Below are 25,279 nucleotides of genomic sequence, written 5' to 3'. Positions count from 1 at the left end.
TGTTTATCCGCCGCAATCTGCGAAGAGACGAGAACTCCGAGCCGCCGACCGGGACCCGAGAAGGTATAAAGAGATCCCGGAGGTCAACACCCGACAGCGCGTTGCGCCCTCGGGTGCTTTTTGGCTTTGCGTCTTGTTTTCCGCGTAGAGAAGACCGAGGTTTGGGTTTCCCCGAACCATGCAAGGAAGAGCCGATGTTTGAGAACCTCCAGGACCGTCTTGGATCCATTCTGAATGGACTGACCGGCCGTGGCGCACTGTCCGAGGCGGATGTCTCGGCCGCTCTGCGCGAGGTCCGTCGTGCCCTTCTGGAAGCCGACGTGGCGCTGGAAGTGGTCCGCGCCTTCACCGACAAGGTCCGCGAAAAGGCCGTCGGTGCGGCGGTTCTGAAGTCGATCAAGCCCGGGCAGATGGTCGTCAAGATCGTCCATGACGAGCTGGTGGAGATGCTTGGCACGGAAGGGGTTTCCATCGACCTCAATGCCGCAGCCCCCGTCGTCATCATGATGGTCGGTCTGCAGGGATCGGGTAAGACGACCACCACCGGCAAGATCGCCAAGCGCCTGACCGATCGCGAGAAGAAGAAGGTCCTGATGGCCTCGCTCGACACGCGTCGACCGGCTGCCCAGGAACAGCTTCGCCAGCTCGGCGTGCAGACCGGCATCGATACCCTGCCGATCATCGCCGGCCAATCGCCCACCGATATTGCATCGCGTGCTGTGCAGGCGGCCAAGCTCGGCGGCCATGACGTGGTGATCCTCGACACCGCCGGCCGCACGCATATCGACGAGCCTCTGATGATCGAGATGGCCGAGATCAAGTCTCGCGCCAAGCCGCATGAAATCCTGCTCGTCGCCGACTCGCTGACCGGCCAGGACGCGGTCAATCTCGCGCGCAATTTCGACGAACGCGTCGGAATCACCGGCCTCGTTTTGACCCGCATGGACGGCGACGGCCGTGGCGGTGCAGCGCTCTCGATGCGTGCCGTCACCGGCAAGCCGATCAAGCTGATCGGTGTCGGCGAAAAGATGACGGAACTCGACGAGTTCCACCCGCGCCGTATCGCCGACCGTATCCTCGGCATGGGCGATATCGTTTCGCTGGTCGAAAAGGCCGCCGAGAACATCGATGCGGAAAAAGCCCGCGCCATGGCCGAGAAGATGGCCAAGGGCAAGTTCGACCTCAACGACCTCGCCGAGCAGATCAAGCAGATGCAGGCCATGGGCGGCATGGGCGGGATCATGGGCATGATGCCGGGCATGTCCGGCATGAAGGACAAGATGGCCGCTGCCGGCCTCGACGACCGCATCTTCAAGCGCCAGCTCGCCATCATCTCCTCGATGACCAAGGCCGAGCGCGCCAATCCCGACCTGCTCAAGCATTCCCGCAAGAAGCGCATCGCGGCCGGCTCCGGCACGGATGCGTCCGACATCAACAAGCTTCTGAAGATGCATCGCCAGATGGCCGACATGATGAAGGCCATGGGCGGCAAGGGCAAAGGCGGCATGATGAAGCAGATGATGGGCGGCCTTGCCTCGAAAATGGGCCTCGGCGGCATGGGTGGCGGCATGGGCATGCCGGATCTGTCGAAGATGGACCCGAAGCAGCTCGAAGCGCTCGCCAAGCAGGCCGAAGCCGCTGGCATCAAGCCGGGCGGTTTGCCCGGTCTGGGCGCTGGTGGCCTGCCGGGTCTCGGGCCCCCCAAGCTTCCCGGCCTCGGTGGTGGTGGTTTCCCGGGCCTTCCCGGTTTGCCGAAGAAGAAGTGAGAGGGCGCCGATGATTGATCCGTCCGTCAAGGAGCAGCTTTCCGGCTATCGCCAGTCGATCGACAACATCGACGCGGCGCTGGTCCACATGCTGGCGGAACGCTTCCGCTGCACCAAGGCCGTCGGCGTGCTGAAGGCCACACACGAATTGCCGCCCGCCGATCCGGCGCGCGAGGAATACCAGATCACCCGCCTGCGCCGTCTGGCCCAGGATGCCAATCTGGACCCGGATTTCGCCGAGAAGTTCCTGAACTTCATCATCAAGGAAGTCATCCGGCATCATGAAGCCATTGCCGCCGAACATGGCGGTGTCACCGAAAAGACCGCCTGACGGCGGCCTCAACAAGAACAGGGTTCGCTCCGGCGGCCCGGACTCAAAACCCAAGGAGTATTCACATGTCCCTCAAGATTCGTCTCGCCCGCGGTGGTTCCAAGAAGCGCCCGTACTACCAGATCGTCGTTGCCGACGCCCGCGCTCCGCGCGATGGCCGCTTCCTCGACAAGGTCGGTTCCTGGAACCCGATGCTCGGCAAGGACAACGAAAAGCGCGTCGAGCTTGACGTAGACGCCATCAAGGCCTGGGTTGCCAAGGGCGCACAGCCGACCGACCGCGTTCTGCGCTTCATGGCAGAAGCCGGCATCGCCGAGCGCGCTGCCCGCAGCAACCCAGACAAGGCGAAGCCGGGCAAGAAGGCCCAGGAGCGCGCTGCCGAGAAGGCACAGAAGGCAGCCGACGCTGCTGCCGCCGCTGCGGAAGCCGCTGCAGAATAATCGGCAAAAAGCCGTTTTCAGCGGGCGGTGGGGTGACCCACCGCCCGTTTTTGCGTTTTCTTTCCCCGCCGTTCCGCCTAAAAGGAATGTCGAACCGATGCATCTGCAGGACCGTTCTCACCGATGAGCAAGCTTGAAAACCCGATACTGATGGCCGTGATCGGTGCCGCCCAGGGGCTCCGGGGCGAGGTGCGGGTCAAGACCTTTACCGAGGATCCGCTGGGTCTCGGCGACTACGGGTTCCTGTATGCCGCCGATGGCCGCAAGTTCGAGATCCTCGAAATCCGCGACGGCAAGACGGTCGCCATCGTCCGCTTCCGCGGCATCAACGACCGCAATGCTGCCGAAGCGCTGAACGGTACCGAGCTTTTCGTCGACCGTGATGCGCTGCCGGACGATGATCTGGACGAAGACGAATTCTACTATGCAGACCTCGAGGGGCTCGAGGTCTATGACGCCGAGAACAATCACTATGGCGCGGTGACCGCCGTCTATGATTTCGGCGCCGGCGATCTGCTGGAGCTCAAGGGCCCAGGCAAGCGGCCCGTGCTCATTCCCTTCTCCGAGGCCGCCGTGCTGGAGATCGATCTCGAGGGCGGGCGCATTCTCGTCGATCCGATCGCCGCCGGCCTGAAGGACGACGGCGAGGAAAAGCCTTACGGCAATGCCGGCGGCAAGCCGCGGCCGAACAACGGTCGCTGAATGCCCATGCCCTTCAAGGCTTCCATCCTGACGCTCTATCCCGACATGTTTCCGGGGCATCTCGGCCTGGCGCTTGCCGGACGCGCGCTGGAGCGCGGCGACTGGTCGATCGAAGCGGTCCAGATCCGCGATTTTGCAGAGGACAAACATCGCAGCGTTGATGATACGCCCTCGGGCGGCGGTGCCGGCATGGTGCTGCGTCCCGATGTCCTGGCGCGGGCCATCGATTCCATAGCTGACGATGGACGACCGCGCCTTTTGATGAGCCCACGTGGCCGGCCGCTGACCCAGGAGCGGGTGCGCGCACTGGCGGAAGGTGAGGGCGTGGTGATTGTCTGCGGTCGTTTCGAAGGCGTCGACCAGCGGGTGATCGATGCCCGGCAGCTCGAAGAGGTTTCCATCGGCGACTATATTCTGTCCGGTGGCGAGCCGGCTGCGCTGACATTGCTCGATGCCGTGGTCCGCATTCTCCCCGGCGTCATGGGCAACCAGCTTTCCGGCGTGCATGAAAGCTTCGAGGGCGGTCTGCTGGAACACCCGCAATACACCCGCCCGCAGGTCTTCGAGAACAGGGAGATCCCGGACGTGCTGACGTCCGGCAATCATGCGGCGATCGAAAAATGGCGCCGTGAGCAGGCTGTTGCGCTCACCCGCGAACGGCGCCCCGATCTCCTGCCTGTTCAGCCTGTAAAGAAGTAATAGGCGGCAAGCGCCAGACCGGCAGCCACCACGATCCAGCGCAGGATGGACTGCGGCACCTTCTTTGCCACGGCAACACCGGCATAGCCGCCGGCTGCTACGGCCGGGATCATGATCGCAGCATGCAGCCAGGACAGCGCGCCCGCGCCGACAAAGACGACGATCGCCACGGCAGCAATCACGATCGACAGGAAGTTCTTGAGCGCGTTGAGGCGGTGATAATCGCCACCGCTTGCGAGCCCCAGAGACGCGAGCATCATGATGCCCATGCCGGCACCGAAGAAGCCGCCATAAAAGGAGGTTGCACCCTGGAGCGTCAGGCCGAGCGGGGTGGCCGGATGGCTTTCTCCCTTGGTCTTTGGCCGGAGCTTCGGCCCGGCTGCGAAGATCACGGTCGCGCCCAAGAGCAGCCAAGGCACCATGGCGCGAAAGGCCGGGTTGGAAAGCGAGATCAGGAAGAGTGCGCCGCCCAGGGCACCGACAGCCGAGACAGCCGCAAGGATCCAGGCGCCACGGCCCATGGCTTTCAGCTCCTTGCCATAGGCGAGCGTCGAGGTGATGTAGCCGGGAAACTGGATGATCGAAGAGGTCGCGTTGGCGCTGATCGGCGGAACGCCGGCAAGCGTGAGGGCGCCGAAAGTCAGGAAAGTGCCGCCGCCGGCGATCGCGTTCACGGCGCCAGACAGGAAGCCTGCCACAAAGAGCAGGGCGATCAGAGCCATCGACATCAAAAACCATCTCCTCCGGAATGATGGACCGTGATAGGAGGAGAGTTCCTGTGCCGCAAGGCTTCGCGCCGGATCGGCCATGCAAAATTTCGCCGCCCCAGGGGTGACAAGCGGGCCGTCTTGGTGTATTGGCCGCCTCGGAAATGGGCGTTTCGCCCGTCTGCCACAACAAAGAACTGCGAATTCGCTCCGGCCCGTCAGGGTCAATATCCTCAGGCATCGTTCCAAGGGATCATCGTCGAGCGCTCTGGCTGTTTCAGAAGAAACCGAGGTTAGACATGAACATCATTCAGCAGCTGGAAGCCGAACAGGCCGCCAAGATCGAAGCCAAGCGCAAGCTCCCGGAATTCTCCCCGGGCGACACGCTCCGCGTCAACGTCACCGTCAAGGAAGGCAACCGTACCCGCGTGCAGGCCTATGAAGGCGTTTGCATCGCTCGTTCGGGCGCCGGCATCAACGAGAGCTTCACCGTTCGCAAGATCTCCTACGGCGAAGGCGTCGAGCGCGTATTCCCGGTCTACTCGCCGCTGGTCGAAAGCGTCGAAATCGTTCGCCGCGGTAAGGTCCGTCGCGCTAAGCTCTACTACCTGCGCGATCGTCGCGGCAAGTCGGCTCGTATCGTCGAGAACACCGGCACGCGCGCCCGCAAGCTCAACGACGCCGAGCGCGCCGCTGTTGCCGAAGAAAAGGCACGTCTGGAAGCCGAAAAGGTTGCAGCAGCACAGGCTCTGGCCGCTGAAAAGGCTGCAGCCGAAGCCGCTGAAAAGGCCGCTGCTGCTGAAGCTGCTGCCGCTGCCGAAGCGTCTGCCGAATAAGCAGCTGCAAGCGTATCAAATGACGAAAGGCTCCGGTTTCCGGAGCCTTTTTTCGTTGAGGCTACGAGTAGCTTCTTGGCAGATCAGAGGCTGACGCTGATCGCCCCGCCCGCGACGATCACGCAGGCGAGAAGTCGCCGGACCGTCAGCGGCTCGCCCAGCATCAACGCACCAATGAGTACGGCGAAGACCACGCTGGTTTCGCGCACTGCCGTGACCAGGCCCGCCGGCGCATAGGCATAGGCCACGACCACCAGCCCATAGGCGAGCATGGCGACCACGCCGCCACCCGCGGCCTTCCAGGTGAGCGGTGACTTGAGGTCGATGGCAAGACCTTTGCGCGTGATCGCAAAGGCGATGGTGATCATGATGCCGAAGAGAAAAAGCACCCAGAGCGCATAGGCGACCGGAAGCTCGACGAGCTTCACTCCACGCGAGTCCACCGTCGAATAGCAGGCGATGATGAGACCGGTCGTCAGGGCAAAGAGGATCGACGACGTCGCCGCACGGGTCTTGCCGAGCGACAAGCTCATGATGCCTGTAGCAATCAGCAGCACGCCCAGCGTCTGCCAGGGGCCCAAGACCTCGCCGAAGAAGAGGAAGCCGCCCAGCGTCACCAGCAAAGGCACGGTGCCGCGCACGATCGGATAGACCTGGCCGAGTTGACCCTGCCGATAGGCTGCGACCAGAAACAGGCTGTAGCCGACCTGCAGACCGGATGAGAGCAGGATGTAGGGCCAGGCGGCCGCACCGGGAACGGGAACAAGGAAGAGCAGGGGAAGCGTGATGATGCTGCCGGTCAGGCTCATCACGGTGATCGACCAGAGCCGGTCCGCCCCCGTTCGCAGGAAGGCATTCCAGCTCGCATGCAGGATCGCTGCCACGAGCGCCAGCCCAACGGCGACGGCACTCACGACCGCGCCTTGCGGTGCATGAGGAGGAATTCTCTGATGTTCATGGGAGACCCGCGGGCGGTATGTGACAGTTTCGTGACAGTGCGACGATAGCGGCTTCACCTGTCTTTGCAACGGGGTGGCACAAAAGAAACCGCCCGCTTTCTGAGCGGGCGGCAGAGATAAACTCAGTCTTCGGCGCGCTTAGTGGAAGTCGCGGATATCCACGAAGTGGCCAGTAACGGCTGCTGCCGCGGCCATGGCAGGCGACACGAGATGCGTGCGGCCCTTGAAGCCCTGACGGCCTTCGAAGTTGCGGTTCGAGGTAGACGCGCAACGCTCGCCAGGCTTCAGACGGTCGTCGTTCATCGCCAGGCACATCGAGCAGCCCGGCTCGCGCCAATCGAAGCCGGCTTCCTTGAAGATCTTGTCGAGACCTTCTGCTTCCGCCTGTTCCTTCACAAGGCCGGAGCCCGGAACGATCATGGCGGAAACGGTGGAGGCGACCTTCTTGCCTTCGACGACCTTGGCGACGGCGCGCAGGTCTTCAATGCGGCCATTGGTGCAGGAGCCGATGAAGACGCGGTCGATCGCGATATCGGTGATCTTCGTGCCCGGCTTCAGGCCCATATAGTCGAGCGCACGCCACTTGGAAGCGCGCTTCGTTTCGTCCTGGATATCGTCAGGATTGGGCACGATGCCCTGAACCGAGACGACGTCTTCCGGGGAAGAGCCCCAGGACACGATCGGCGGCAGGTTGGCAGCGTCGAGAACGACGACGCGGTCGAAATGTGCACCTTCATCGGACTTCAGCGTCTTCCAGTAGGCAATCGCCTGCTCGAGCGCTTCACCCTTGGGCGCACGCGGCTTGTCCTTGATGTATTCGAAGGTCTTCTCGTCCGGCGCGATCAGGCCAGCGCGGGCGCCGCCTTCGATCGTCATGTTGCAGATGGTCATGCGGCCTTCCATCGAGAGCGATTCGATCGCTTCGCCGGCGAATTCGATGACATGGCCGGTGCCGCCGGCGGTGCCGATCTCGCCGATGATGGCGAGGATGATGTCCTTCGCCGTCACGCCTTCGGGCAGTTTCCCGTCGACGCGCACCAGCATGTTCTTCGCCTTCTTCTGGATCAGCGTCTGGGTCGCGAGCACGTGCTCGACCTCGGACGTGCCGATGCCGTGAGCGAGCGCGCCGAAGGCGCCATGCGTCGAGGTGTGGCTGTCACCGCAGACGATGGTCATGCCGGGCAGGGTGAAGCCCTGTTCCGGGCCGACGATGTGCACGATGCCCTGGCGCTTGTCCGAGGCCGAGTAGTATTCGACGCCGAATTCGGCCGCGTTGTTGGCAAGCGCCTCGACCTGGATGCGGCTTTCCTCGTTCTTGATGCCGAGATGGCGGTCCGGCGAGGTCGGCACGTTGTGGTCAACAACGGCCAGCGTCTTCTGCGGTGCGCGGACCTTGCGGCCGGCCATGCGCAGACCTTCGAAGGCCTGCGGGCTCGTCACTTCGTGAACGAGGTGACGATCGATGTAGAGGAGACAGGTGCCGTCGTCCTGGCGATCGACGACGTGGTCGTCCCAGATCTTGTCGTAAAGGGTGCGAGGTGCGCTCATGGGTAAATTCCATCCAGACTGAGGAAAAAGGGATTTGGATCTTCGAGGATGCAGAAGGGCCGGATTGTCGGCCAAAGGCGATCAGCCGCGAAGGCTCGCCAGGGCCCCCTGAACGCGCGCGAAAAAGCGTGCCGGCAGACGCTTGTGGTCCTGCAGCACGATAAACTGGTTCGCGAGGCATCCGAATTTCGATCCCATGGGCGGCGTCATACCAGTTTTCGCAGATGTCGGCAATTGCTTCGCACGGCCTCTGACATCGGTCTGTCATGAAGCAGTCGTGCAAGCATGCTTGATCTTCGTCAGTAAACGCTCGCCCCGCCGGAACCCGCGCCATGAACGAAGACATCCATCGCATCAAGACCGAAATCCTCGATAGCTTCGACGAGGAACTGGAGCAACAGCTCGACGAGGAACGCCTCGACCAACTGGTTGCAGACGGCATGGCGGAGCCGACCATCGACCGGAAGATCTACTTCCGCGAGCTTTTCCGGTTGCAGCACGAGCTGGTGCGCCTGCAGGACTGGGTGCAGTACAAGAAGCTGAAGATGGTGGTGCTGTTCGAGGGCCGCGATTCGGCCGGCAAGGGTGGGGCGATCAAGCGGGTCACCCAGCGGCTCAACCCGCGTGTCTGCCGGGTCGTGGCCCTGCCGGCACCCACCGAGCGCGAGCGCAGCCAGTGGTATTTCCAGCGCTATGTGCAGCACCTGCCGACGGCGGGCGAAATGGTTCTTTTCGACCGCTCCTGGTACAACCGCGCCGGCGTCGAGCGGGTCATGGGTTTCTGCACGCCGGACGAACTCGAAGAGTTCTTCCGCTCCGTGCCCGAATTCGAGCGCATGCTGGTGCGCTCCGGCATCATCCTCGTCAAATACTGGTTCTCGATCACCGACGAGGAGCAGGAATTCCGCTTCCAGATGCGCATCAATGATCCGCTGAAACAGTGGAAGCTCTCGCCCATGGACCTCGAAAGCCGGGTGCACTGGGAGAGCTACACCCGGGCCAAGGAGGAAATGCTGGAGCGCACTCACATTCCGGAAGCCCCCTGGTGGGTGGTCCAAGCCGTGGACAAGAAGAAGGCGCGTCTCAACATGATCGCCCATCTCCTGTCGCAGGTGCCGTACGAGCATGTTCCGAAGGAAGCCGTCGAACTTCCGGCGCGCGTGCGCAACGCCGACTATATCCGCCATCCCGTCCCGCCCGAAATGTACGTGCCGGAAAAGTACTGAGCGATTATTCGCTTCGATTGCGCGAACGCATCCGCTTCTCGAAATCACGCAGCAGGATTGAAAGCCCGATCGTCAGGATCAGATAGACATAGGCGACGATCGAATAGGTCTCAAAGAAGCGGAACGAGCCAGAGGCGTAGACCTTGCCCATCTGGGTGATGTCGGCGACGCCCAGCACCGAGACCAGGGAAGAATCCTTTACCATCGCGACGAAGTCGTTCGACAGGGGCGGGAAGATCACCCGGATCGCCTGCGGGAAGACCACCAGCCGGAAGCGCTGGCTCCGGCTCAACCCAAGCGCCTTAGCGGCTTCGATCTGCCCCTTGTCGATCGACTGTATGCCAGCCCGGAAGATCTCGGCGATGAAGGCGGAATAGCCGATCATCAGGGCGATGATCGCCCTCCACATCAGCGACACGTCGCGCACGACCAGTGGCTCGACGAACCCGGCATTGATCAAAGGTGTGGCGACCAGATTGAACAGGGTGACGATCGCAGGGGCACCAACAAAAGCGATGTAAAACAACAGAACGAGTATCGGGATTCCGCGCACGACCTCGACATAGAAGCGTGCGATCTGGCGGAGGACCAGATGATCGGACATTCCGAGAAGAGCGACCAGCAGGCCCAGCGCTGTGGCGAGCAAAAACCCGGCCAGCGTCACGAAGACCGTGACACCGAGACCTTTCACGATCGTGTTGAAGACCTGAGCGTAGAGATCGCTGACGAAGATGACGGCGCCGAGCGCAACCGCCAACACGACGAAGGCGACCAGCCACCATGGCCGGTCGCCCTTCGGATCACCCTGGGGCAAAGTCTGGAACGCCATCAGCCGCTGACCTTCGGGACAGGAGCAGCAAGCGGACTCATTCGCCCATCTTGTAATCGAGGAACCACTTCTTGTTCAGTGCATCCAAGGTGCCATCCGCCTTCAAGGCTGCAATCGCCGCATTGACCGGCGCAACGAGATCGGAACCCTTGGGGAAGATGAAGCCGAAATCTTCGGTGCCGAGTGGTTCGCCGACGATCTTAAGGCTGCCGTTCGAGGCGGCGACATATCCGTTTCCGGCGGTGCTATCGGTGAGCACCAGATCGACGTCACCGGCCTTCAATGCCTGCACGGTTGCACCGAAGGTCTCGAACAGCTTGATGCGCGGGTTCTGCTCGTTGCCATCAAGCACTTCGTAGACAGCCGTGTAGAAGGGGCTCGTGCCCGGCTGGGCACCGACAAGGCCGCTTTCCAGCGCAGCAAAACTCTTGGCATCCGTGAACCGGCTTTCGTCGCCGCGGACCAGCATCAGCTGCTGCGAACGCATATAAGGATCAGAGAAATCCACCTTCTCCTTGCGGTCGTCCTTGATGGTGATGCCGGTCATGCCGATGTTGTACTGATTGTCCGAAACCGCCTGGATCATCGCGTCCCAGGAGGTGTTCTGGTATTCGACCTTGAAGTTCAACCGCTTGGCGATCTCGTTCATCGCGTCATATTCCCAGCCGATCTGCTGGCCCGACTTGGGATCGACAAATTGCAGGGGCGGATAGGCGTTCTCGGTCACCACGACGACCGACTTTCCTCCCAGATCAGGCAAAGTGTCGGCATTGGCGGTAAAGGGGAGGAGGGCAAGGGTGGACAGACCGGCGAGCACAGCGCGGCGAAACAGCATGGAAGTCTCCAAAAATTGTGGCGGTTCAGAGTGTCACATCTTGTTCCTTGCTGGCAAGGGACCAGCCGGGCCGGTTGCGTTCCACCCCTCCGAGACGGATTTTAACAGAGTTGAGCTGCGACATAGTTCTGTATTCCAGACCATCACAGAAAAATCTGCCCTCTTTGCTGGGTCGCGCTTGGAACATATGTGTGGTCCACAGCACAGAAAGGGCGCTCCATGATTGGCAGAACAGCATCCATCCTGATTTCGCTTGGCCTGCTCGTGTCATTTGCCGCATTTCCAGCAGCGCGGGCACAGGAAGCGGTCGTCGCTGCAGCGGACAAAGAGGCCCTTTTCGAAAGCCTCGACCCGGTGCTCAACGCCAACAAGCAGGTGGTCTATCACATTATGCGCGACCTCTTGGAAGCCGGCCATTGGGATAAGGCTGATCAATTCCTCACCGAACGTTACCTGCAGCACAATCCCATGGTGCCCTCTGGCCGCGACACCGTGGTCAACTTCTTTACTCAGGTATTAAAGGTCGAGAAAAAGCCGATTCCGGACAAGCTCACCACTCCGGTCGTCTTCGTGACGGCGGAAGGTGACCTGGTGACGGTCGCAACGGTACGGGAAGAGAAGGATCCGCAGGACCCAGACAAGACCTATACAACGACCTGGTACGATACCTGGCGGATCGTTGACGGCAAGGCAGACGAACACTGGGATGCCGCAGTCAAGCAGTAGAGACAAGTGAGGCTGCGTCGACACTGCGCGCGCAGCCTCTTCCACTCGTCTCCAAAAACTCAGAAAGTCGCGGTCTTCGGATCAGGCCCGATGCGCGCATCGGCATTGTCGAGTTTGCCGATAACGTCCAGATCCTCAGCGGCGAGCTTGAAGTCGAAGACCTTGAAATTCTCGACGATACGCGAGGGCGTTACCGATTTCGGGATAACGACCAAACCAGTGTCGATATGCCAGCGAATGATGACCTGCGCCGGCGTGCGGCCCAAGCGCTCTGCAATTTTGCCGATCTCCGGATGGTTGAGCAGCTTGCCCTGACCGAGCGGGCTCCAGGACTGTGTGGCGATCTGATGTTTTTCGTGGAATGCACGGCTCTCACGCTGCTGAAAATCCGGATGCAGTTCGATCTGGTTGATGGCAGGCACCACGCCCGTTTCGGCAACGATCCGGTCGATATGGTCTGGATAAAAGTTCGACACCCCGATCGACTTTGCCCTCCCCTCCTCCCGGAGCTTCACCAGAGCCTTCCATGTCTCGACGAAGAGGCCGCGATGCGCGGATGGCCAGTGGATGAGGTAAAGATCGACATAATCGGTGCCGAGCCGCTTCAGGCTGGCATCAAAGGCCTTCAGCGCCTGATCATAGCCCTGGTCGTTGTTCCAGAGCTTGGTCGTGAGAAAGACCTCGCGACGGGGGATGCCCGATCCCCGGATACCCTCGCCCACGCCTTCTTCGTTCTCGTAGACCGCGGCCGTGTCGATATGCCGGTAGCCTGCCTCGAGCGCGGCCTTCACAGCAGGAGCCGCATCCTCGTTAGGCGTCTGCCAGACACCCAGACCTACCTGTGGGATCGTCTTGCCGTCATTGAGGGTGATGAAAGATTGGTCGGTCATGAGAATCTCCGAAGCATGAAAACGGGTCGCCAGCGGGTTTGGATCCCAGGTCTCTGCGGGAAGCAAAGTGGCAGATACCTGCCGTTAAGGTAGGCAGGATGATCCGCATTGAAAGACCACACCGACGGATTTTAGGTCGGTCGATCAAAGAACCCTCAGTCGGGTCCTTGAACTCAGATGCGGCAGAAGGCGCTGCATGTCGCGCGGACTGATCGCGACACACCCTTCTGTCGGCGCGTAATTTGGATGCGCGATATGAAAGAAGATCGCCGAGCCGCAACAGCGCTTTCGCATCCGGATGTTCCAGTCCATCACGATACAGAGGTCATAGAGGCGATCCGTCCGCATCAGCCTTTCATGGCTTGCCCGAAAAGGAAACTTGACCGCTCTGTTGTAATTCGGGTCGCTCGGCGCATCGCACCATAACATTGTCTCCTTCACGCGGACCAGAGGCAAGCCGGTCGCGGCAAAGCGCATCCGGTCGCCCCGAAGATAGGCAAAGCGCAAGGGCATCGTTGCGATCGGGGTTGCGCCGTCCCCTTCCCGCTTGCGGCTCGTTCTGCCACTGCGCCCGAGTGCGGCCGGAAACCGCAGGCTCCCCGCCTGCACAATCGCACGCCTTCCATCACGCGGCGCGGCACGCACCACCAGATGAGACAGTTTCTTCGGGTGTTTCGTCGAAGCTTTGGACCGGCCACTCACGAGATTTTGCCTTGTTCGTGAAGAATGTTGTATTCATAGCACTTCAATGCCTTTGGCCTAGGCTTACATGGCCCTCCATGGCGCAGCAAGCGCCCGCGATGGACCAGACTGGAAGGATGACGAATGACGACGCGGACCATTCTGCTGGTGGATGACGACGACGACCTGAGGCAGATTCTGGTCGAGCAGCTTTCACTATATGACGAGTTCTCGCTGATCCAGGAAAGCAACGCCACGCGCGCCATGCAGACGGCCAAAACGGCACAAGTCGACCTGATGATCATGGACGTCGGGCTGCCGGACATGGATGGTCGTGAAGCCGTCAAACTGCTCCGCAAGGGCGGGTTCAAATCGCCGGTGATCATGCTGACCGGCCACGACACCGATTCCGATACGATTCTGGGTCTGGAGGCCGGCGCCAACGACTATGTAACCAAGCCCTTCCGGTTCGCCGTCCTGCTGGCACGCATTCGCGCGCAACTGCGTCAGTACGAGCAGAGCGAGGATGCCACCTTTGGGGTTGGCCCCTATCTGTTCAAGCCGAGCCAGAAGTTGCTGACGACCGAGGATGGCAAGAAGATCCGCCTGACGGAAAAAGAATCCGCCATCATCCGATACCTCTATCGCGCCGGCCAGAAGGTCGTTACCCGCGACGTCCTACTGGAAGAGGTCTGGGGCTACAACTCCGGCGTGACGACCCATACACTCGAAACGCACGTCTACCGCCTTCGCCAGAAGATAGAGCGCGATCCGTCGAATGCCGAGATTTTGGTGACAGAGAACGGTGGGTACAAGATCGTTCCCTGAGAAGGATTGCAAAGCACAATGACGACAAACGGGGATGAGGCCGGCCGAAGGGTCGTGTCCGTTCCCGTTTTGCGTTACAAGTCACCCGCAAGCCGCAGACGCGCTTGGGTGACAACAGGGGACCTAGATGGCTCTCAGCGATGATATCGAGCTTCTTTCGGCCGTGCCGCTGTTTTCCGGTCTCGATACCGATCAGATCCGCCTGATCGCTTTCGGCGCAGAGCATCGCCAGGTCGCAACGGGACAGGCGCTCTTCCGGGAAAAGGCACCTGCCGAATGCGCCTATGTGGTGGTGCGTGGCAAGCTCGATCTCTTCGTCATCGCACGCGATGGCAAGCCGAAACTCGAGGCAAGTGTCGGCCCCGGCGTTATGTTGTCGGAACTGGCGCTCGTTACCATGGTGGAGCGCAAGTTTACCGCAGTCGCCTCAGAAGAAACCGACGTCATCCGCGTGACAAGGTCACTCTTCCACCGGCTGCTGGAGGAATATCCCACGATGGCTCGGCATGTCGAAGCGCGGATCCGCAAATCCCTCGGGGACCTGATGGATGGATCCGCCGCGCTGGCCCCCAAATTCGGTCAGTGAGCCAGCGACGCGGTATCGAAATAGGCCGTGACAGGCACGTGATCGGAAGGCTGATTCCATCCCCGCGCTTCCTTCAGGATGTCGACGCGAGACAGAAGCGGCGCAAGATCCGATGAAGACCAGATATGGTCGAGGCGACGGCCGCGATCGGCGGCAGCCCAATCCTTTGCCCTGTAGCTCCACCAGGTATAGAGCTTGTCGCTGGCGGGCACGTGCTGGCGCATGAGATCCACCCATTTTCCCTGTCGCATCACCTCCAACAGGCCGTCCGTCTCGACAGGTGTGTGGCTGACGATTTTCAGCATCTGCTTGTGCGACCAGACGTCATGTTCGAGAGGAGCGATGTTGAGGTCCCCGACGAGAATGGATGCCGTGTTGCTTTCAGCCTCGGCAGAAAGGGACTTCATTTCTTCGACAAAATCCAGCTTGTGGCCGAACTTGGGATTGATCTCGCGGTTCGGCTCGTCGCCACCGGCAGGGACGTAGAAGTTATGCAGCCGGATACGCCGGCCTGCCCATTCGAAGATCGCAGAAATGTGCCGGCTGTCGCCTACACCGCAGTAGTCCTGCCGATGATCTTCGGTGAGCGGCAGTTTCGAGCAGATCGCCACCCCGTGATAGCCCTTCTGACCGTGGATCACGATGTGGGAGTAACCCAGGGCTGCAATCTGCTCGACCGGGAACTGATCGTTCTGACACTTGATCTCCTGCAGACACAGAATATCCGGGTTGGTCTGGCGGAGAAAATCCTCGACAATCGGCAGGCGCAGCCGCACGGAATTGATGTTCCAGGTGGTGATCGATAGGGTCATGGGGCGCCTGTTTGCGACGGTTACCCTTGCCTCTTATGGCAAAAGCGCAGACCTGAACAGAAAAAGGCGGCGCAGGCTTCTCCCCGCACCGCCTTCTCCACAACTCGAACCGGAGCCCGGTCTCAACCGCCGCGCTTTTGCCCATGCACTTCGGCATAGGGAATCTCGAACACCGAGGGATCGAGCTGGACACCGTTCTGGACGTTGAAGATCATCACCGAGGTGTCCTTCTTCTGCACATCGGTGATCGTCCACTGGCGAAGCTCGAAATTCTTCGGGTCAAACATCAGCGTGATCGTTGAATCGCCGAAGATCGTCCGGTCGCCAAGCACGATCGTCGTCAGGTCCGCCTCTTCCTTGACGTCCCGCACCAGCTTGTTTCCAAGATCGATCTTGTCGGCCAGAAGCAGGCTGAGCGGGGTCTTGGAAAGCGGATAGAGATCCCAGGTCTTCAGCTTGGTATTGCCGATGACAACGTTCTTCCCATCCGAAATCACGCGCATCGGCGAGGGTTTTTCGTAATTGAAGCGAAGCTTGCCCGGGCGTTCGATGAAGAACTTGCCACCCGTCTGCTCCCCGCGCGGGCCGAACTGAACGAATTCGCCCATCATGGTCTTCACGCTCGAAAAGTGGTCGGCGATCTGCTGGGCTGCATTCGTTGCCGCGAAACCGTTGAACGGCAAAGCCGCGCATGCCATGAATGCGGCGGTTCCCAGCACGAACTGGCGACGGTTCGCCAGCACCGGCATCCCGGCATCGCCTTCGGTTTTGTCAATCATGCGATACTCCTTCATATGCTCACGGTCTTGCCGAAAAAGGCGGCGGCTTCATGGCCATGTTCGCCTGTGCCGCTGCGGCAACTCGTCCAGACCGCTCGTTGTTCCATGCAGGAACGGTGCTGCGGAAGATCACTCTTCCGTCGGAACCAGAATTTCACGCTTTCCGGCGTGGTTGGCGGGGCCGATGATCCCCTCTTTCTCCATGCGTTCGATCAGCGACGCGGCGCGGTTGTAGCCGATACCCAAGCGGCGCTGGACATAGGACGTCGAAGCCTTGCCATCCCGAAGCACGATGGCCACGGCCTGATCATAGGGATCGTCCGAGTCGGCGAGATTGCCGGTACCCGACGGACCTCCACCATCCTCGTCGTCTTCGTCATCGATGGTGATCGCTTCAAGATACTGCGGCGAACCCTGGGTTTTGAGGTAGGCAACGATCTCCTCGACCTCATGGTCGGAAACAAAGGGACCATGAACGCGCTGGATCCGACCGCCGCCAGCCATGTAGAGCATGTCGCCCATGCCGAGCAGCTGTTCTGCCCCCTGTTCACCGAGAATGGTGCGGCTGTCGATTTTCGAGGTGACCTGGAAGGAAATGCGTGTCGGGAAGTTCGCCTTGATCGTTCCGGTGATGACGTCCACTGACGGGCGTTGCGTTGCCATGATGACGTGGATCCCGGCGGCGCGCGCCATCTGGGCAAGCCGCTGCACAGCACCTTCTATATCCTTGCCTGCGACCATCATCAGGTCGGCCATTTCGTCGATGATCACGACGATATAGGGGATCGGCTGCAGGTCGAATTCTTCCGTCTCGTAGATCGCCTCGCCCGTCTGGCGATCGAACCCCGTCTGGACGGTACGAGTCAGCACCTCGCCCTTCTCCTGCGCCTGCGCAACGCGCGCATTGAAGCCGTCGATGTTGCGAACACCGATCTTGGACATCTTCTTGTAGCGCTCTTCCATTTCGCGGACGGTCCACTTGAGCGCCACCACGGCCTTCTTCGGATCGGTCACCACGGGCGACAGGAGATGCGGGATGCCGTCATAAACCGAGAGCTCGAGCATCTTGGGGTCGATCATGATCAGGCGGCACTGTTCCGGCGTCATCTTGTAGAGAAGCGACAGGATCATCGTGTTGATCGCGACCGACTTGCCCGATCCGGTGGTACCGGCAACGAGCAGATGTGGCATCTTGGCCAGATCGGCGACAACAGGCTCGCCGCCAATGGTCTTGCCGAGCGCCATCGCGAGCTTCGCCTTGTTGCCGTCGAAGTCGCGCGAGGCGATGAGTTCGCGCAGATAGACGGTTTCGCGGGTCTGATTGGGCAGTTCGATGCCGATCGCATTGCGTCCCGGGACGACAGCGACACGGGCGGCGATCGCGCTCATCGACCGGGCGATGTCATCGGCAAGGCCGATAACCCGCGACGACTTGATGCCAGGTGCTGGCTCCAGTTCGTAAAGCGTCACGACCGGACCCGGGCGCACATGAATGATCTCACCCTTCACGCCGAAGTCGTCGAGGACGCCTTCGAGCAAACGGGCATTATGCTCCAGCGCCTCTGCCGAAAGCGTCGCATCGCGCGTGACCGCGCGCGGCTCCGCCAGCAAATGCACCGACGGAAGCTGGAAACCATCCGGCTTGAGAAGAGACCCCTGCGCATCGCGGTCCAGACGCGCACCCGCCTTTGGTCGGGCGGCAGGAGCCGCAACACGCGGAGAGCTCGAAACACCCCGGGCAGGAGCCGCAGCACGTCCGCGTTCATCTGGCAGAATGCCCGCCGGACGCGGCAGATCGTCGAGATCGAAATCCTCGTCTTCGTCATCGAACGATGCACTGGACATGGGCGGTGGCGAGACGATCGATCGACCAGACGGACGAGACGGCGCGCCGTCGAGCACCGGCTCGACCCGCTTGCCAAGTGCCGGTGCTTTGGCCCGCATCGGCTCGTTCAGCGTTCCAAATTCATCATCGTTGAAATCATAGGGCTGATCGAATTCACGCGCATGGCGATCTGCCGATTTGATGCCGAAGAGCCGGCGCGTGCGGGCGCGGACCAGATACCAGTTGTGCGTAAAGGCGCCGAGATAGAGCGAAAGGAAACCCTGATCTTCCTCTTCTTCGTCCTCGTCCAGCGGTCCAGCATGAACCTTGGCCTTCGGTGACGGCTTCGTCAGCGCGATATCCTCGTCTGAGCTTTCCGGGGCCTTTCCGACGATACCGGCGGCAAACAGCAGAAGCCAGGCGGCCGGCAATGCCAGAATGGCGCCGAGCACCATCGCAAAGGTCGAAGTGGGATAAGCGCCGATAAACAGCGCCGGGAAGCGCAGAATCAGGTCACCGAGAACGCCGCCGGTGCCGCTCGGCAAGGGCCAGGTCGTCGGCGGGGGAAAACAACCCACGGCAGCGGCCGCCACCAGCGCCCCGGCCAACCAGGCGGCAATCCGCGCAGGGATGCGATGCAGGCGCCGACCGCCAATAAGGGCGAATGACCAGGCCAGCACCGGCAGAAGCGCGAGCAGGCTGCCGAGCCCGAAGAACTGCATCATCAGATCGGCAAATACGGCGCCGGACAACCCCAGCACATTGGTCGGCGGATTTTCAGTCGCATAGGAGAGACTGGGGTCGGACACGTTCCAGGTCGCAAGCGCCGCGACCGCCATGACCAGAGCAAGGAAGAGAGAAAAACCGAGAAGGGCCGAGAGTTGCCGAAACACGAACGCGGTGAACGCAAAACGGGTGGGATGATCGGGAAGCACTGTCGATTGGCCTCTGCTCATGGGTCTCGCAATCCGTCCTGTTGGCGTGTGTGCCGGGATACTGCAGGCATGCGAGCATCCTATGGCCAGTCCTCACCCTAAGGCACCGACGGTTAATGTCGCATTAACCATGTGCGACATGGATGCGGAGTTGCTGAAAAACAAACGCCCGGGCACAAGGCCCGGGCGCAGCATGCGAAGTTAGAGAAGATCTGGCTATCAGTTGTGGTAGGCAGCTTCGCCGTGCGAGGCGAGGTCGAGACCTTCGCGCTCGGCTTCGACCGGAACACGCAGACCGATGACGACGTCGACGATCTTGTAGAGAACGATTGAGCCAATACCGCACCACAGCAAGGTGACGACAACGGCCTTGAGCTGGGTCATGAACTGGCCGGCCATGGTCACACCTTCGGCATAACCGATGCCACCGAGCGAAGCGGAAGCGAAGATGCCGGTTGCAAGTGCGCCGAACAGGCCGCCGATGCCGTGAACGCCGAAGACGTCAGCGGTATCGTCGTAACCGAACTTGTTCTTCACAACCGCGACGAAGAAGTAGCACAGCGGCGAAACGATCAGACCCATGACGATCGCACCCATCGGGCCGGCGATGCCAGCGGCCGGGGTGATTGCAACGAGACCTGCAATCATGCCGGAAGCCGCACCCAGCATGGAAGCCTTACCACGCGTGAAGGCTTCGACGAGAACCCAGGACACGACGGCAGCGGCAGTAGCGATGAAGGTGTTGACCGTGGCCAGCATCGCGCCGCCCGAAGCTTCGAGGTTCGAGCCGGCATTGAAGCCAAACCAGCCGACCCAGAGCATCGCTGCACCAACAAGCGTCAGAGTCATGGAATGCGGAGCCATCATGTCCTTACCGTAGCCGGTACGCTTGCCGACCATGATTGCGCCGATCAGACCGGCAACACCGGCATTGATGTGGACGACGGTGCCGCCGGCGAAGTCAAGCGCGCCCCAGCCGAAGATCAGACCATTGGCATCCCAGACCATATGGGCGATGGGGAAGTAGACGAAGGTGACCCAGAGCAGGCAGAAGAGCACCGAAGCCGAGAACTTGATGCGTTCGGCGAAAGCACCGACGATGAGGGCCGGCGTGATCGCCGCGAAGGTCATCTGGAACAACATGAAGATGTATTCCGGAATGACGGCATCCGAGAAGGTTGCAGCCGTGCTGTCCGGCGTTACGCCAGCCAGGAACAGCTTGCCAAAGCCGCCGAAGAAGGCGTTCGTAGAGCCACCAAATGCGAATGAGTAACCGTAGATAACCCAGACAAGCATGATGGCGGAGCCGATGACCGTGCACTGCATCAGCACCGACAGCATATTCTTGGCTCGAACGAGACCGCCATAAAACAGGGCTAGTCCGGGGATGAGCATGAAGAGGACGAGAATGGTGCAAAGGAACATGAAGGCGGTATCGCCCTTGTTCGGCACCGGAGCGGCAGCGACGGCTTCGGCGGCTGCCGGGGCAGCTTCTTGCGCGAAGGCAATGGCCGGCGCCAGCAGGGCTGCCGACGCGGCGCCAAGGCGCACGAGATTGGAATTCAACTTGGCAAATGACATCAGTAACAACTCCCCTAAAAGCCGTTCTTACAGAGCTTCGGTATTGGTTTCGCCGGTGCGGATGCGCACGGCCTGATCGATCGAGTAGACAAAGATCTTGCCGTCGCCGATCTGTCCGGTCTTCGCAGACGAAGCGATCGCTTCGACAGCCTTGTCCGCGAGTTCGGTCGAGACGGCGATCTCGATCTTCAGTTTCGGCAGAAAGCTCACGGCGTATTCGGTGCCGCGGTAGATCTCGGTGTGCCCCTTCTGGCGGCCGTAACCCTTGACCTCAGTCACGGTCAGGCCCTGGATCCCCACAGCCGTCAGGGCTTCGCGCACCTCGTCCAGTTTGAACGGCTTGATGATAGCCATCACAATCTTCATCTGGTTTCCCATCCTTTGCTTGTCCTCGGCGCGGAGCCGACTCTCCTTGCCGCTGGCAGGAACTGTTTCGCTAGCGACCGAGGAGGGACATTCAAATGGTGTGCCAGTTTCGTGACGACTCACAAGCCTTTGAAATGTAAAGGTTTTGTAAATGGAAGCCAATAAACGAGCAGATGAGCGCGCAATGTGCGCACAAAAATTATGCAAGTTTAGAAAATTGATGTCGTTTTAGTCATTTGCCCGTTTGCGGATCAGGCCTTCCTGAGCAACGGATGCGACAAGGTGTCCGTCACGGCTGAAGATACTGCCGCGGGTCATACCGCGAGCACCGGCAGCACTCGGACTGTCCTGCGTATAGAGCAGCCAGTCCTCCAGGCTGCAGGGACGATGGAACCACATAGCATGGTCGAGACTGGCCACCTGAAGTTCCGGATCGAAAATCGACGTACCATGGGCATAAAGCGATGTGTCGAGAAGCGTCATGTCCGAGAGGTAGGCGAGGATCGCCGCCTGATAGTGCCGGTCTGCCGGGACGCTTCCGGAAGCGCGGACCCAGATATGTGCCTCCGGCTCAAGCTTTTCCTTCGACAGATAATGCACGAGCGATGTCGGCCGGATCTCGATCGGACGTTCGCGGCCCCAGTATTTCTTCACCGTCTCTGGCGCCTGAGCGAGGAACGCCGCTCGAAACTCCGCCTCTCCCATCAACTGCTCCGGCTGGGGCACAGCGGGCATTAAGATCTGATGATCGAAGCCCGGTTCCTCCACCTGGAAGGAGGCCGACATCGAGAAAATCGCCTTGCCGTGCTGGATTGCGACGACTCGTCGCGTCGTGAAGGAAGCGCCATCGCGGATGCGCTCGACCTGGTAGACGATCGGAATGGAAGGATCGCCCGGGCGCATGAAATACGCGTGCAGGGAATGCACGATCCGATCGATATCCACGGTCCTTTGCGCGGCCATCAGGGCTTGCGCGATCACCAACCCGCCGAAGACGCGCTGCCAGCCATTCTGCGGACTGCTGCCGCGAAACAGATTTTCTTCCAGCTTTTCCAGATCGAGGCGCTCGATCAGATCCCGCATTGGCTTAGTCTGTTCAGCTGGCTGCGACATAATGCATGGCTCCGCTTATAGGCACCCGTTCAAGCCTGATCTATATAGGGGGCTCAAGGTCCACAAGAGTAAAGGAATGCGCCATGCTGGATGTGGTTGTCGTCGGCGGTGGCTATGTCGGTCTTTCCGTAGCTGTTTCGATCAAGCAGGCCGCGCCGCATCTCGCCGTGGAAGTGATCGAAGCCGCGCCGGAGGACGCTTGGAAGAAGGATCCCAGAGCCTCCGCCATTATAGCGGCGGCGACGAAGATGCTCGACGTTTTCGGCCTATGGGATCGCATAGAGCCGGATGCACAACCCATCAACAAAATGATCGTGACTGATTCGAAGACGTCCGATCCCGTCCGCCCTGTCTTCCTAACGTTCGACGGCGCCGTCGATGACGGGCGTCCGTTTGCCCACATGATTCCCAATACCAGCATGGTCGCAGCCCTGCGCGATGCCTGCGCAGACCGGGGCATCACGATCCGTCACGGTTTGAGGGCGACCGACTTCAGAAACACCGGTCCGTTCGCGGAACTCACCCTTTCCGACGGCAGCAAGATGGACGCCAGACTTGTCGTCGCATGCGACGGGGTACGCTCGAAGCTGCGCGACCTCGCCGGCATCAAGACGGTAACCTGGCAATACGGGCAGTCGGGCATTGTCACGACCGTTGAACACGAGCGGCCGCATGAAGGTGTTGCGGAGGAGCACTTCCTGCCCGCCGGCCCCTTCGCCATCCTGCCGCTCAAGGGCAACCGCTCCTCTCTGGTCTGGACCGAACGCACGCAGGACGCAGATCGCCTGGTTGCATCGGATGACCTGCTCTTCGAAGCGGAGTTGGAACGACGCTTCGGCCACAAGCTCGGCACCATCCGCGCCACGCAGGACCGTCGCGCCTTCCCGCTCGGACTGACGCTGGCGCGCGCCTTCATCGCACCGCGGCTGGCGCTGGCCGGCGATGCCGCCCACGGCATTCATCCGATTTCCGGCCAGGGCCTCAACCTGGGCTTCAAGGATGTCGCCGCTTTGGCGGAGACGGTGGTCGAAGCCGATCGATTGGGGCTGGATATCGGCTCCGTCAACGTCTTGGAACGCTACCAGATCTGGCGACGGTTCGACACCTTCCGCATGGGGGTGACGACAGACGTTCTCAATCGCCTGTTTTCAAACGACATAACGCCAATCAGGGTGCTGCGGGATTTCGGGCTGGGCATTGTCGAGGGACTTCCGGCATTGAAGAACTATTTCATCCGGGAAGCAGCAGGATCTGCCGCGCACAATCGTCCGCGCCTGCTTGGCGGCCAGCAGATCTGAGCAGGTCGGTTCGCCGTCCGCTATCTCCGCTTAGATCGGCATCTCGAGCTTTCGCGCTTCGGAAACCAGCATGATGGGAATTCCGTCACGGATCGGATAGGCGAGCCTCGCCTTTTCCGACACGAGTTCGTTCTTTTCTCGGTCGTACTTGAGTATGCCCTGCGTCAGGGGGCAAACGAGGAGTTCGAGCATCTTCGGATCGACCAGACTGGTCGTCTTTTCTTCCATCACGAGCCTACTGAAGCATGGTATCGCCCTCGCCGAAGGTGCGGGCAAGTACGATTTCGGTGATGGCAATCAGCGTCTCGGCACGGGTCTTGAGATCCGGCGCCTCCAGCAATGCCTGCTTTTCCGCCGGTCCGAAAGGCGACATCATGGACAGCGAGTTCACCAACGTAATGTTGGATGCACGCTCGACACTTTCCCAGTCGGCTTCCAGCTTGTTGGCTTCAAGATAAGCCCGAAATGCCGAAAGAAGGCCGGACCGGTCGACCTGCGCCTCATCCTCGGAATGCGTAAGATCGGCAACGAACGGCGCGATGTGAAAGCTGCGATACGGCTTGGAGCTTGCTACCTCGTCCAACAGCCGGAACCGGCAAACGCCGGCAAGCGACACGATATAGCGTCCATCCCCCGTCTCGGTGAAGGAGGTGATACGGCCAATGCAGCCGACGGGCGCCAGTGCCGGACGCTCCGGCAGAATATCCGCCTGCACTTCGGTGAGTGCCGGCTGAATCATGCCGATGAGACGGTTCCCCGCCATAGCCGCATCGAGCATGGCGAGATATCGCGGCTCGAAAATATTGAGCGGCAACTGCCCGCCCGGAAGGAGCAGGGCGCCCGAAATCGGAAAGACAGGCACCGTTTCCGGGAGATCCTCTGCGGTTAAATATCTGGCATTTCCCACTTGCATCGAAGCACATCCTGTCCGGAAGAGCCGGCGTTCATTCCTGCTTCTATCTGGTTCGCTTCGGCCAAAACTCAAGGCCGGGAGCTGCTCACGAAAACAGGATCGACGAGAGCTTGCGCCGCGCCATCACGGTCGCCGGGTCCTTCGGCCCCCAGACTTCGAAGAACTGCAGAAGCTGCTTGCGTGCACCGTCGTCCTCAAAGGACCGGTCGCGCTTCATGATGAGGAGGAGGTGTTCTGCCGCTTCCTCGCGGCGTCCCTCCACATTGCGAATTTTGGCGAGCTTCATCCGCGCCGCGTGGTCATCGGGATGGAGCGACAAAGTGTGTTCGAGCGCGACGGGATCGCCAAGTTTGCGCGCCTCCTCGATCTGATCGAGCCGCTTCAGAAGAGCCTGAACCTCCGGCGCTTTCGAGAGCTCCTCAGGCAACTGGGTCAGAAGCTCGCGCGCACGCTGGTGCTGATTGGCGCCGATCATGCAATCGGCCATACCGGCGATCGCCTGTATGTTGTCAGGGTCTGCCTGCAGGACGGCAGCAAACAGCTGGGCGGCACCGTCGATGTCACCTGCCGTGAGAAGGCCGGCAGCTTCGTCGAGAACAGCCGCGATTTCGGCAGCCTGATCAGCGCCCGCCGGGCCGGCGATCTTGTCGATGAATGCTTTCACCTGGCTCTCGGGCAACGCTCCCATGAAGCCGTCGGCAGGGCGGCCGTTGACAAAAGCGACGACGGCGGGGATTGACTGGATGCCGAGCTGTCCGGCGACCGAGGGATGGTCGTCGATGTTCATCTTGACCAGCTTGACGCGTCCGCCGGCTTCCTTGACGGCCTTTTCGATCACAGGCGTCAGTTGCTTGCAGGGCCCGCACCAGGGCGCCCAGAAATCGACGAGAACCGGCTGGTTGCGCGATTCGTCCATGACGTCGCGGGCAAAGTTTGCCGTCGTCGTGTCCTTGATCAGATCGCCTGAGGGGGAGTTGGCCTGAGGAGCGTCACCGAACTGTGCCTTGGCCGTCATGGTCTGGTTGCCATATCCGCCATATGGATTGCCGTACTCACTCATCGTCTATC

At 60.8% G+C, this 25,279-nt stretch carries 27 protein-coding genes; 11 read left to right on the top strand and 16 right to left on the bottom strand.

The window, feature by feature from the left end; all coding sequences use genetic code 11:
• Positions 1 to 194 precede the first annotated feature (194 nt).
• The 5 genes from ffh (at position 195) to trmD (ending at position 3,938) form a co-directional block, all read left to right on the top strand.
• Positions 195 to 1,766, top strand: a complete 1,572-nt coding sequence (gene ffh / locus ACT53S_RS18615) for a signal recognition particle protein (protein ID WP_476068070.1) — start codon at positions 195 to 197, stop codon at positions 1,764 to 1,766.
• A gap of 10 nt (positions 1,767 to 1,776) precedes the next feature.
• Entirely contained in the window at positions 1,777 to 2,097 is a 321-nt protein-coding gene (locus ACT53S_RS18610) for a chorismate mutase (RefSeq protein WP_153763279.1), read from the top strand.
• A 65-nt stretch (positions 2,098 to 2,162) separates the two neighbouring features.
• Complete coding sequence (rpsP, locus tag ACT53S_RS18605) at positions 2,163 to 2,537, top strand: 30S ribosomal protein S16 (protein ID WP_476068069.1); 375 nt, start codon at positions 2,163 to 2,165, stop codon at positions 2,535 to 2,537.
• A gap of 123 nt (positions 2,538 to 2,660) precedes the next feature.
• Positions 2,661 to 3,239, top strand: a complete 579-nt coding sequence (gene rimM / locus ACT53S_RS18600) for a ribosome maturation factor RimM (protein WP_113377841.1) — start codon at positions 2,661 to 2,663, stop codon at positions 3,237 to 3,239.
• A 6-nt stretch (positions 3,240 to 3,245) separates the two neighbouring features.
• Positions 3,246 to 3,938 (top strand): tRNA (guanosine(37)-N1)-methyltransferase TrmD, encoded by a 693-nt coding sequence (gene trmD / locus ACT53S_RS18595; RefSeq protein ID WP_476068279.1) that lies wholly within the window; start codon positions 3,246 to 3,248, stop codon positions 3,936 to 3,938.
• Here trmD and ACT53S_RS18590 read toward each other — a convergent pair.
• Positions 3,920 to 4,666: a sulfite exporter TauE/SafE family protein gene (locus ACT53S_RS18590; RefSeq protein ID WP_476068068.1), complete on the bottom strand. Its 747-nt coding sequence runs from the start codon at positions 4,664 to 4,666 to the stop codon at positions 3,920 to 3,922. The two genes, trmD and ACT53S_RS18590, sit on opposite strands and share 19 nt — an antisense overlap.
• A gap of 278 nt (positions 4,667 to 4,944) precedes the next feature.
• On the opposite strand from ACT53S_RS18590, the gene rplS reads away from it, so the two are divergent.
• A complete protein-coding gene (gene rplS, locus ACT53S_RS18585; protein WP_476068067.1) occupies positions 4,945 to 5,481 on the top strand; it encodes a 50S ribosomal protein L19 in 537 nt (178 codons plus the stop codon).
• Positions 5,482 to 5,564: 83 nt separating this feature from the next.
• Here the strand turns inward: rplS and ACT53S_RS18580 are convergent, their stop codons facing one another.
• A complete protein-coding gene (locus ACT53S_RS18580; protein ID WP_476068066.1) occupies positions 5,565 to 6,395 on the bottom strand; it encodes an EamA family transporter in 831 nt (276 codons plus the stop codon).
• A 183-nt stretch (positions 6,396 to 6,578) separates the two neighbouring features.
• Positions 6,579 to 7,988, bottom strand: coding sequence for a 3-isopropylmalate dehydratase large subunit (gene leuC / locus ACT53S_RS18575; RefSeq protein WP_476068065.1), 1,410 nt, complete (start codon positions 7,986 to 7,988; stop codon positions 6,579 to 6,581).
• 332 nt (positions 7,989 to 8,320) lie between these two features.
• On the opposite strand from leuC, the gene ppk2 reads away from it, so the two are divergent.
• Positions 8,321 to 9,214, top strand: coding sequence for a polyphosphate kinase 2 (ppk2, locus tag ACT53S_RS18570; RefSeq protein WP_113377971.1), 894 nt, complete (start codon positions 8,321 to 8,323; stop codon positions 9,212 to 9,214).
• A gap of 4 nt (positions 9,215 to 9,218) precedes the next feature.
• Here ppk2 and ACT53S_RS18565 read toward each other — a convergent pair whose 3' ends face one another.
• The gene (locus ACT53S_RS18565) at positions 9,219 to 10,043 is read right to left on the bottom strand and encodes an amino acid ABC transporter permease (RefSeq protein ID WP_113377835.1); all 825 of its coding nucleotides are present in this window, start codon (positions 10,041 to 10,043) and stop codon (positions 9,219 to 9,221) included.
• A 37-nt stretch (positions 10,044 to 10,080) separates the two neighbouring features.
• Positions 10,081 to 10,878, bottom strand: coding sequence for a basic amino acid ABC transporter substrate-binding protein (locus ACT53S_RS18560; protein WP_113377834.1), 798 nt, complete (start codon positions 10,876 to 10,878; stop codon positions 10,081 to 10,083).
• Positions 10,879 to 11,097: 219 nt separating this feature from the next.
• On the opposite strand from ACT53S_RS18560, the gene ACT53S_RS18555 reads away from it, so the two are divergent.
• The gene (locus ACT53S_RS18555; RefSeq protein ID WP_476068064.1) at positions 11,098 to 11,604 is read left to right on the top strand and encodes a nuclear transport factor 2 family protein; all 507 of its coding nucleotides are present in this window, start codon (positions 11,098 to 11,100) and stop codon (positions 11,602 to 11,604) included.
• Positions 11,605 to 11,663: 59 nt separating this feature from the next.
• On the opposite strand, the gene ACT53S_RS18550 is transcribed toward ACT53S_RS18555, so the two are convergent.
• Both ACT53S_RS18550 and ACT53S_RS18545 read right to left on the bottom strand, forming a co-directional pair.
• Positions 11,664 to 12,494 carry an aldo/keto reductase gene (locus tag ACT53S_RS18550; protein WP_142072894.1) on the bottom strand — a complete coding sequence of 277 codons (831 nt, stop codon included), beginning with the start codon at positions 12,492 to 12,494 and terminating at the stop codon, positions 11,664 to 11,666.
• A gap of 144 nt (positions 12,495 to 12,638) precedes the next feature.
• On the bottom strand, positions 12,639 to 13,103 hold the full coding sequence (locus ACT53S_RS18545) for a L,D-transpeptidase family protein (protein WP_476068278.1): 465 nt from the start codon (positions 13,101 to 13,103) through the stop codon (positions 12,639 to 12,641).
• A gap of 216 nt (positions 13,104 to 13,319) precedes the next feature.
• Here ACT53S_RS18545 and ACT53S_RS18540 point away from each other — a divergent pair, with 216 nt between their 5' ends.
• Complete coding sequence (locus ACT53S_RS18540; protein WP_113377831.1) at positions 13,320 to 14,003, top strand: response regulator transcription factor; 684 nt, start codon at positions 13,320 to 13,322, stop codon at positions 14,001 to 14,003.
• 127 nt (positions 14,004 to 14,130) lie between these two features.
• Positions 14,131 to 14,589, top strand: coding sequence for a cyclic nucleotide-binding domain-containing protein (locus tag ACT53S_RS18535; protein ID WP_142072892.1), 459 nt, complete (start codon positions 14,131 to 14,133; stop codon positions 14,587 to 14,589).
• Here ACT53S_RS18535 and ACT53S_RS18530 read toward each other — a convergent pair.
• The 6 genes from ACT53S_RS18530 to tesB form a co-directional block, all read right to left on the bottom strand.
• The gene (locus ACT53S_RS18530; RefSeq protein ID WP_113377829.1) at positions 14,583 to 15,401 is read right to left on the bottom strand and encodes an exodeoxyribonuclease III; all 819 of its coding nucleotides are present in this window, start codon (positions 15,399 to 15,401) and stop codon (positions 14,583 to 14,585) included. The genes ACT53S_RS18535 and ACT53S_RS18530 overlap by 7 nt on opposite strands.
• 122 nt (positions 15,402 to 15,523) lie before the next feature.
• A complete protein-coding gene (locus ACT53S_RS18525; RefSeq protein ID WP_476068063.1) occupies positions 15,524 to 16,180 on the bottom strand; it encodes an outer membrane lipoprotein carrier protein LolA in 657 nt (218 codons plus the stop codon).
• A 129-nt stretch (positions 16,181 to 16,309) separates the two neighbouring features.
• Complete coding sequence (locus ACT53S_RS18520) at positions 16,310 to 18,961, bottom strand: FtsK/SpoIIIE family DNA translocase (RefSeq protein WP_476068062.1); 2,652 nt, start codon at positions 18,959 to 18,961, stop codon at positions 16,310 to 16,312.
• 198 nt (positions 18,962 to 19,159) lie between these two features.
• Positions 19,160 to 20,521 carry an ammonium transporter gene (locus tag ACT53S_RS18515; protein WP_476068061.1) on the bottom strand — a complete coding sequence of 454 codons (1,362 nt, stop codon included), beginning with the start codon at positions 20,519 to 20,521 and terminating at the stop codon, positions 19,160 to 19,162.
• A gap of 27 nt (positions 20,522 to 20,548) precedes the next feature.
• Complete coding sequence (locus ACT53S_RS18510) at positions 20,549 to 20,899, bottom strand: P-II family nitrogen regulator (RefSeq protein WP_162750542.1); 351 nt, start codon at positions 20,897 to 20,899, stop codon at positions 20,549 to 20,551.
• A 216-nt stretch (positions 20,900 to 21,115) separates the two neighbouring features.
• On the bottom strand, positions 21,116 to 22,000 hold the full coding sequence (gene tesB, locus ACT53S_RS18505; protein ID WP_476068060.1) for an acyl-CoA thioesterase II: 885 nt from the start codon (positions 21,998 to 22,000) through the stop codon (positions 21,116 to 21,118).
• Positions 22,001 to 22,005: 5 nt separating this feature from the next.
• Between tesB and ACT53S_RS18500 the strand changes: the two genes are divergently transcribed.
• On the top strand, positions 22,006 to 23,298 hold the full coding sequence (locus ACT53S_RS18500; protein WP_476068059.1) for a ubiquinone biosynthesis hydroxylase: 1,293 nt from the start codon (positions 22,006 to 22,008) through the stop codon (positions 23,296 to 23,298).
• A 30-nt stretch (positions 23,299 to 23,328) separates the two neighbouring features.
• On the opposite strand, the gene ACT53S_RS18495 is transcribed toward ACT53S_RS18500, so the two are convergent.
• The 3 genes from ACT53S_RS18495 to trxA form a co-directional block, all read right to left on the bottom strand.
• Complete coding sequence (locus tag ACT53S_RS18495) at positions 23,329 to 23,526, bottom strand: Trm112 family protein (protein WP_113377823.1); 198 nt, start codon at positions 23,524 to 23,526, stop codon at positions 23,329 to 23,331.
• 7 nt (positions 23,527 to 23,533) lie between these two features.
• On the bottom strand, positions 23,534 to 24,211 hold the full coding sequence (locus ACT53S_RS18490; protein WP_113377822.1) for an LON peptidase substrate-binding domain-containing protein: 678 nt from the start codon (positions 24,209 to 24,211) through the stop codon (positions 23,534 to 23,536).
• An 85-nt stretch (positions 24,212 to 24,296) separates the two neighbouring features.
• Positions 24,297 to 25,271 (bottom strand): thioredoxin, encoded by a 975-nt coding sequence (trxA, locus tag ACT53S_RS18485; protein WP_476068058.1) that lies wholly within the window; start codon positions 25,269 to 25,271, stop codon positions 24,297 to 24,299.
• Between the last annotated feature and the right edge of the window lie 8 nt (positions 25,272 to 25,279).

The organism is Allorhizobium sp. DMC15 (assembly GCF_056314065.1).
The sequence above is the reverse complement of the archived record's forward strand: the minus strand, read 5'-3'. Positions and strand labels throughout refer to the sequence as shown.

Bases quoted from the DNA above. Each gene is read 5' to 3' on its own strand.
- ffh (WP_476068070.1), top strand. From the start codon at position 195: ATGTTTGAGAACCTCCAGGACCGTCTTGGATCCATTCTGAATGGACTG.
- ACT53S_RS18610 (WP_153763279.1), top strand. From the start codon at position 1,777: ATGATTGATCCGTCCGTCAAGGAGCAGCTTTCCGGCTATCGCCAGTCG.
- rpsP (WP_476068069.1), top strand. From the start codon at position 2,163: ATGTCCCTCAAGATTCGTCTCGCCCGCGGTGGTTCCAAGAAGCGCCCG.
- rimM (WP_113377841.1), top strand. From the start codon at position 2,661: ATGAGCAAGCTTGAAAACCCGATACTGATGGCCGTGATCGGTGCCGCC.
- trmD (WP_476068279.1), top strand. From the start codon at position 3,246: ATGCCCTTCAAGGCTTCCATCCTGACGCTCTATCCCGACATGTTTCCG.
- ACT53S_RS18590 (WP_476068068.1), bottom strand. From the start codon at position 4,666: ATGTCGATGGCTCTGATCGCCCTGCTCTTTGTGGCAGGCTTCCTGTCT.
- rplS (WP_476068067.1), top strand. From the start codon at position 4,945: ATGAACATCATTCAGCAGCTGGAAGCCGAACAGGCCGCCAAGATCGAA.
- leuC (WP_476068065.1), bottom strand. From the start codon at position 7,988: ATGAGCGCACCTCGCACCCTTTACGACAAGATCTGGGACGACCACGTC.
- ppk2 (WP_113377971.1), top strand. From the start codon at position 8,321: ATGAACGAAGACATCCATCGCATCAAGACCGAAATCCTCGATAGCTTC.
- ACT53S_RS18565 (WP_113377835.1), bottom strand. From the start codon at position 10,043: ATGGCGTTCCAGACTTTGCCCCAGGGTGATCCGAAGGGCGACCGGCCA.
- ACT53S_RS18560 (WP_113377834.1), bottom strand. From the start codon at position 10,878: ATGCTGTTTCGCCGCGCTGTGCTCGCCGGTCTGTCCACCCTTGCCCTC.
- ACT53S_RS18555 (WP_476068064.1), top strand. From the start codon at position 11,098: ATGATTGGCAGAACAGCATCCATCCTGATTTCGCTTGGCCTGCTCGTG.
- ACT53S_RS18550 (WP_142072894.1), bottom strand. From the start codon at position 12,494: ATGACCGACCAATCTTTCATCACCCTCAATGACGGCAAGACGATCCCA.
- ACT53S_RS18540 (WP_113377831.1), top strand. From the start codon at position 13,320: ATGACGACGCGGACCATTCTGCTGGTGGATGACGACGACGACCTGAGG.
- ACT53S_RS18535 (WP_142072892.1), top strand. From the start codon at position 14,131: ATGGCTCTCAGCGATGATATCGAGCTTCTTTCGGCCGTGCCGCTGTTT.
- ACT53S_RS18530 (WP_113377829.1), bottom strand. From the start codon at position 15,401: ATGACCCTATCGATCACCACCTGGAACATCAATTCCGTGCGGCTGCGC.
- ACT53S_RS18525 (WP_476068063.1), bottom strand. From the start codon at position 16,180: ATGATTGACAAAACCGAAGGCGATGCCGGGATGCCGGTGCTGGCGAAC.
- ACT53S_RS18520 (WP_476068062.1), bottom strand. From the start codon at position 18,961: ATGAGCAGAGGCCAATCGACAGTGCTTCCCGATCATCCCACCCGTTTT.
- ACT53S_RS18515 (WP_476068061.1), bottom strand. From the start codon at position 20,521: ATGTCATTTGCCAAGTTGAATTCCAATCTCGTGCGCCTTGGCGCCGCG.
- ACT53S_RS18510 (WP_162750542.1), bottom strand. From the start codon at position 20,899: ATGGGAAACCAGATGAAGATTGTGATGGCTATCATCAAGCCGTTCAAA.
- tesB (WP_476068060.1), bottom strand. From the start codon at position 22,000: ATGTCGCAGCCAGCTGAACAGACTAAGCCAATGCGGGATCTGATCGAG.
- ACT53S_RS18500 (WP_476068059.1), top strand. From the start codon at position 22,006: ATGGCTCCGCTTATAGGCACCCGTTCAAGCCTGATCTATATAGGGGGC.
- ACT53S_RS18495 (WP_113377823.1), bottom strand. From the start codon at position 23,526: ATGGAAGAAAAGACGACCAGTCTGGTCGATCCGAAGATGCTCGAACTC.
- ACT53S_RS18490 (WP_113377822.1), bottom strand. From the start codon at position 24,211: ATGCAAGTGGGAAATGCCAGATATTTAACCGCAGAGGATCTCCCGGAA.
- trxA (WP_476068058.1), bottom strand. From the start codon at position 25,271: ATGAGTGAGTACGGCAATCCATATGGCGGATATGGCAACCAGACCATG.